The following is a 6,192-nucleotide window of genomic DNA, read 5'->3' on the forward strand; positions in this document are numbered from 1 at the left end:
CGTCAAGGTAAGGGACATACGGTCGTGCTGGCTCGGGGAGTTGGGGCGCACCGTGTTTCGGTGGAAATCGTGGCCGAGATGCATCCCTGGTTGGTCGGTGAGCGCGACGATCTGGTCGAGGACGCGGTCGAGCTGGGGCGCCGCCTGCAGCGGTGGTCGTCCGTGCTGGGAGCACTGCCCGCAGGCAGTGGAGCGGCCTCGGCGGCGGCGATCAACGACCGCATCATGCGGGCGCGCGCCGGGCGCCGGGGGGCCATCGTGTCCAGACCCGGAGTGCTGCCGGCGCACGTTATGGCCGAGATTCGCATTCAGCCGCTGTGGTGCGCGCCTGCGTCAGAGGTCGAAGAGGAGTTCGAGCACAGCGATCAGCTGGTGTGGCTGGCCCAGGAATGCCCACAGCTGGCGGCCGCGGGAACCTTAACGTTCGGATACGGTCAACCTCAGGTCCTCGACGGCATAACTGCAGCTGCGGCCGGCGCCGCACAGAAGCGGCCATTCGGCTTGTGGCGCGTCACGCTCCCAGCGGCTGGTGACTTGCAATTGCCCCAGATGCTGCCGCCGCCTCACCCACAGATGCGCCTGGATGCGCCAACCCAGGCCTGGGTGACCACCGAGGATCTCGACGGGCTAGCCAAAGACGTCCGGGACGGCGGCGCCGCGCTGCCCGCAACTGGGCTCGGCATCGAGCAGGCGATCGTGTGGCCCCAGCACAGTCGTCTGCTGGAAGCGTGGTCGACGCGGCTGCGCGAAGCCCGGGAAGAGTTCGCCAACGATGCGCCACTGCGGGCGCTCGTCGATTCGGCCGCCGCGGAATATCTGCAGGCCCTGGCCAACCCCGAACCGTGGGCTCATCCAGCCTGGCGACAGCACTTCCAGCCCGCGTGGGCCGCGGCGATCGCCGCGCGTGTCCGATTCCGTGGCCGCCGAGCAGCGATGCGGATCTCGCGCGAATACCGGCTGTGGCCGCTATATGCGCGCGATGCCGCGATGATCTATGCGACTGGCCCCGACGAAGCGACTGGTGAGCCAATTGATCTGTCCGACACCCATTCCCGACTGGGACGCATGAGGGTGACCCACCGGGCGCCGGTGACCGACGAGCTCATCCTCGAGGTCCTGACCGCGGAGAACACCGCCGAGGTCGCCGCTGCGCTGAGCGCTGCGCTCGAGGGCCACGACCAACGAGCGCCTGCCGCCGTCGCGCCCGAAGTGGAAGCCAGCGATACAAGGGGTGTGGAGAGCCCGGCATCGGAAACCCCTGCTGTGGATGCTGACCAGAGGCCCCTCGACGAAGCGTGGCCGACATCCGAAGGATCACCAGCCAACAAAGATTCGACGCCGGCGCCGGCGACCGCCGGGACTCAATCTGGCCGCACCTCGAACAGAACCGTATCTGTCGGCGCGCCGGCCGCGGTCCTACACACCGATGGGCTCTGGCTCGCCGATGGCACCCGGATCGAACTCGCCACACCGATCGTGCACGTCGGCCAGGTCGCCGAGCTTGCCTACACGCACCATCTCGGTTACCACCTGACTGCGAAATATGCTGAGCCAGGCCAAATCTGGATCACCGAAGCGGCGTGCCAGGAATTCGGTATCGACGTCGAGGCCATTAGTCGCCGAGATCGCGCCAAGTCGCTGCGCCAACTCACCGAAAACATCGACTTCGTCACCGGCGCGGTCAACGAAGGATGGAGCCTGGGCGGGGCGGGGGAGGACCCTAATGCTCACCGGCTGGGCACCTGGACCCGCGTCTACCGAGACGATAAGCGCGGTGTAATGATCGCACTGATCCCCGGGATGGGCACCGGCGCGGATGAGATGCCGATCCTGTCTGACGAACCCACACCAGGCCAGATCGCTAAGCGGCTGCAGCTGCTGGCTGACGCGTTGCGGTTCCCGTGGAAAATCAACGCCGGTGTCACCGCGGTGGACTTGATGTTGCAGACCAGAACCAAGACGTGGTCCCCGCAGGAGTGGCGCGACGTTGTCTTCGCGCCGTCGACCACCGCGCCGCCGTTCGGTATCGGAGATGTGGAATCGGACTTCGATTGGTCACGCCCACCCACTAGCGACGAACGCCAACGTCGCTACATCCACGCCTATGACCGTGGCGGCTCCTATGTGGCCGGCATCGCCGGTCTGGAACTGCCCATCGGCGACCCAGTCCATCACCCCGACGGGGCGCCGTTTAACGCCAAGACACCGGGCTACTGGCTAGCCGAGATCCCCGAAACCAGCGACTGGCGGCTGCCCTACGTTCTCAATCCGAGAGGACTGCAATTCACCGGCCCCAAGTGGGTGTGCACCCCGACGTTGGAGCGCGCTATCGAACTCGGCTACCAGCCCCAAATTCTGGAGGCATGGCTGTGGCCGCGCCACGGCCGGGTATTGCTCGGCTGGTATGAACGGTTCCGCGACGCCAGTGCGATGCTGGACATCGACGATCCCGATGCTCAAGCCGCGCGTGATCAAGCCAAAATCATCCGCACCCACGGCATCGGCATCATCGGCTCCGATGAGCACCTCAAAGGCAAACCCGCCTACAGCCCCGAACGGCGGCTGCACGTACTCGCCAAAGCCAAGGCCAACATCGTCTACCGGCTGCACCAAATCGGTGAGAAGACGGGGCAGTGGCCCTTGGCGGTGGCCACCGACACGGTCCTCTACGCCTCCGATGACCCGGATCCGGTGACAGCCTGGCCCGGTGGACCAGAGTCGTTTGGCCGCGGCTTCGGGCAATACAAGCCGGAAGGCTCTGGGCTGCTCGACGAGCACCTCGAGCACCTCAACGGACGTGACTACCGCGGCAAACGAGACTTGATCCCCGCCCGTCAGTGGCGCGCCAATCCGCTCACCGACGCTGAGGGCAGCCGCTGATGGCGCGCCGAGGCAGACGACGCAGCCAAATCAGTGCCAGCGACCTGGCGGGGTACGGCTCGGTCGCTAACGGAACGGTCGACATCGACCGCGCCGCACGGGGCTTGGGCGCATCCAAACGCGATGTCCGCCAGGCGATCCGGCAAGCACAAGCAGCGCAAAGCAACACGTTCTTGCGGCGGATTTCAGGCCGGCGTGAGGCTGACTCCGCAGAGGGCAACAGCATGCGAGGCATGTTGCAGGCAGTGTTCGGCCGGGGCCCGCGTGGTGGGGCAGTCAACGCCAGAGCCGCCGCGCAATCACTCGGAGTTTCCCAGGGCACCGTACGACGCTGGGCCGCCGGCACCCAACAACCGTCGAAGGGCAGACTGGCGTCGATCCGGGCAGCAGCGCGGCGCATCACGACGACCAAACGGGGTCGACGAGGGACCACGGCGGACTTCCGCAGCAGCACACAAGGCAGGCAGGCGCTTCGCACTGGCAGCAAAATCTGGGTCAGCGGTGAGCAAGGCGTGGGCGGCTACGACCAAGGGTATGCGCGCGATCGCCGCGTGGCCAACGACATCAGTCCCGAAGAGATCGAAGCCCTGTTGCGCGCTTATGAGGACGGCGGCGATGAGGGCCTTCGAAAGTGGATGAAAGAGTTCTTCGACGACAAGTACGTCGCTGGGTGGGACTTCGTCACTATCGACGATTTCGGTATCGGTACCCCTGAATGAGCCTGCCAGCCAAAGCAATACGGCCCACCGCTGGCCCCCGGTGGAGCCGCAAAAGACTCATCGGCATGCTGCTGGACTGTTACGGCGCCACCGCGCGGAACACCGTCGACGCGGCGGCGGTCGCCGCGTATGCCGGTGTCACACCGTCCACCGTTCGGCGCTGGATCTCCAAGCGACACCCGCCATCTCGGCGTGTGGCGATCCCCAAACATCGGATCGCGCAACTGCAACGCGGTCCCGCCGATGTCGAGCGGCGCAACGACCAGCAGTATCGATACGCGCTCAATGCGCTCGCATCGATCGAGGATGAGAGCGCAATCCTGCCGGCCTGGCGCGAACAAGGCTGGCTCGACCCGCACACCGTGGCCATCATCGCCATTCACGCCAAGCCCTGGCTGCAAGTCGCCGTCACCAACGCCAGCACACGGGCATTAGGGGAACTGCGACGCCGGGGAACGCTAGTTGCCAGCCGGACGGTGCCGACACGATTTCACGCCCAAGTCCTGGCCCACGCCGTGATGGTCCGTCAACAAGCATGGCGAGTCCACCCCATACCGCGCTATCTTGCTGCCGGCCGTACACAAGCCTGGATGGCAGACGCGCCCCCGGTCGACCTCGCCGCGCTGGCGGCTGAACTGGGAATTGCGCACCCGGCCTCCGACCAGAACCCCGGTTAGGCTCAACAAGTGGCCCTGTTCAGGCTCATCGCCGCACGGACTCGAATCAAGCGCGCCTCCGCCCAAGCCCTGAGCCAGCCGCTCTTCGGCGTCCGGCGTCAGAGCTTGATCGACTCACCGTCGATCGACTTGCCACCATGGACGGCGCCCCCCGTCACAGCGACACACGCCGGATGCCCCGCGCCGCGCTCAACGGCGGTGACGGTGGCCACTGAGCCACTCAGTAGCCAGCATCACGCCGGTGCCGACGTCACTCCCGACGCATACGGGCTGGCAGAGCCCTATCGACCCGAGCCCGATGCTCAGTGGCTTCCTGACTGCCCCAACTGGCGTTTGACCCGCCGTGCATACAGGCGACAACGACGCCGTCGACGACGAGTGGGCGCAGCCTGAACCAATTCCGGACAATCAAGCCAGCGTCGCTGTGAGCTAGCTGACGCCGCCCAAGACTATGGCGATTCCCCGCGATAAGGACCGCACGCGACACCATGAGTATTCTCCGGGCACTGGCAGTCACGACACGTTCGCACGCACGACTCGCTGCGCGTAGCGATCCCGCAAGTTCCAGGCGTTGAACAAGAACGAGACGCCACTCAGAATGAACGCCGCCGAACTGATGAAATCAGTAGTCATATCTGACATTTGTTACCTTCCGCGAACCTTCACCTGACGCTTAAAGCGGGGCCCATCATGCGGCCTCGGCCAGGGCGCTCACCGATCTTGTCGGCGCTGCGAGTTGGGACCAAACCGCCAGTGCCGAGATCGCTTTCACGGATCGGACCGCCGCAGTTAGGGCAGACCGATCGGCATCGGCAGCAACTCGGTGTGGCTGGGATCAGGGTTCTCGTTCACTGCCTGACACCTTCTGCTACTCGATGCTCAGTACGCATTTGGACGTAGCGCTTGATGCTGCAGCTATCCCATCAGACGCCGACATTTGACGTGCCCCTTGTCCACTGCAGCAGCACAACGAAGTGTCACCGCGGCCGTCTAGATTCCACTGCATGCAACCTGTGCGCGACCTGATCACCAGAATCCGAACTCGCTTGCCCCGCCGCGCCGCCACCGGCAGGCTCGCCGATGTTCACATGTGGATGATCCGGGACGGGTGGACCTCACGGGCCCAGGCTTTCCGTGATGAGGCCGGCCGAACCTTCGCGGTGATCACCCGCCGCGCTGGTGACATCGGGCCCGGACACATCAATGGCGCTGAGCTGTTCCGCGCCGACGCCTGGGCCCAGTTTTTCCCCGATGAATCGGCACCGCCGATCCTGATCGCCAACGTCCTCGATCCACGCTTCAAGTTCGAGGAGTCCCCGCAGATCGTGACGCTGGACTTCAACGTTGACGGGATATTCGACCGCCACCACGCCACCGACCCGGCCGACATCCAGACTTTGAACCGGCTCGGCGCCGAATGGGACGAAGGAGCCGACTTCGTCCCCTATACACCGCCGCCGCCCAAGTACGCCGTTGTGTGGCGACGATTCCCGGTTAAAGACCTCCCGCCACGACGCCTCTTTCGCGATATGCACCCCTTCATGGCTGCGGACTGGGGCAAGGCTGTGCAAGTCGCCATCCAGGCCATCCGCAACGGCGGTGACATCACCGACGAGGTCACACCCAACGTGGCCTCCGCTGCGAAAACCTTGCTATACGAATCGATCGAACTCGGCCGCAACGCAGACCACGTCTGGTACGTCAACGGCCAGCACCGCACCGAAGCAATGTTGCGCCAAGGCGTCGAAGAAACCGTCCTACGAGAGACGAGGCTCATCGCCGAACCGCCGGTCACGTCCCGTGGAGTGGTGTAAGAGCATTCGCGTGTTCGCGTGAGGCTCTGCGGTTGTTCACTATGCCGTGAGAGCTGCTGTGGGGGCAATCGTTTCGGCGTTCTTGTCGCTGGCGTTGAGGAG

Annotated in this window: 4 protein-coding genes; all 4 read left to right on the top strand. The window is 65.0% G+C overall.

From position 1 onward, the window contains the following. Nucleotides 1–60: 60 nt before the first annotated feature. The 4 genes from BRW65_RS27485 to BRW65_RS27500 all read left to right on the top strand — a co-directional run bounded on the left by BRW65_RS27485 (nt 61) and on the right by BRW65_RS27500 (nt 6,090). A complete protein-coding gene (locus BRW65_RS27485; protein ID WP_432206461.1) occupies nt 61–2,880 on the top strand; it encodes a hypothetical protein in 2,820 nt (939 codons plus the stop codon). Continuing rightward, nucleotides 2,880–3,599 carry a hypothetical protein gene (locus BRW65_RS27490; protein WP_073880092.1) on the top strand — a complete coding sequence of 240 codons (720 nt, stop codon included), beginning with the start codon at nt 2,880–2,882 and terminating at the stop codon, nt 3,597–3,599. Before BRW65_RS27485 ends, BRW65_RS27490 begins: the two co-directional genes overlap by 1 nt. 65 nt (nt 3,600–3,664) lie before the next feature. Beyond that, nucleotides 3,665–4,276 carry a hypothetical protein gene (locus BRW65_RS27495; protein ID WP_244168241.1) on the top strand — a complete coding sequence of 204 codons (612 nt, stop codon included), beginning with the start codon at nt 3,665–3,667 and terminating at the stop codon, nt 4,274–4,276. Between the two features lie 1,004 nt (nt 4,277–5,280). Next, complete coding sequence (locus tag BRW65_RS27500; RefSeq protein ID WP_244168242.1) at nt 5,281–6,090, top strand: hypothetical protein; 810 nt, start codon at nt 5,281–5,283, stop codon at nt 6,088–6,090. Nucleotides 6,091–6,192 lie beyond the last annotated feature (102 nt).

Source organism: Mycobacterium paraffinicum (assembly GCF_001907675.1).
Lineage (GTDB): Bacteria > Actinomycetota > Actinomycetes > Mycobacteriales > Mycobacteriaceae > Mycobacterium > Mycobacterium paraffinicum_A.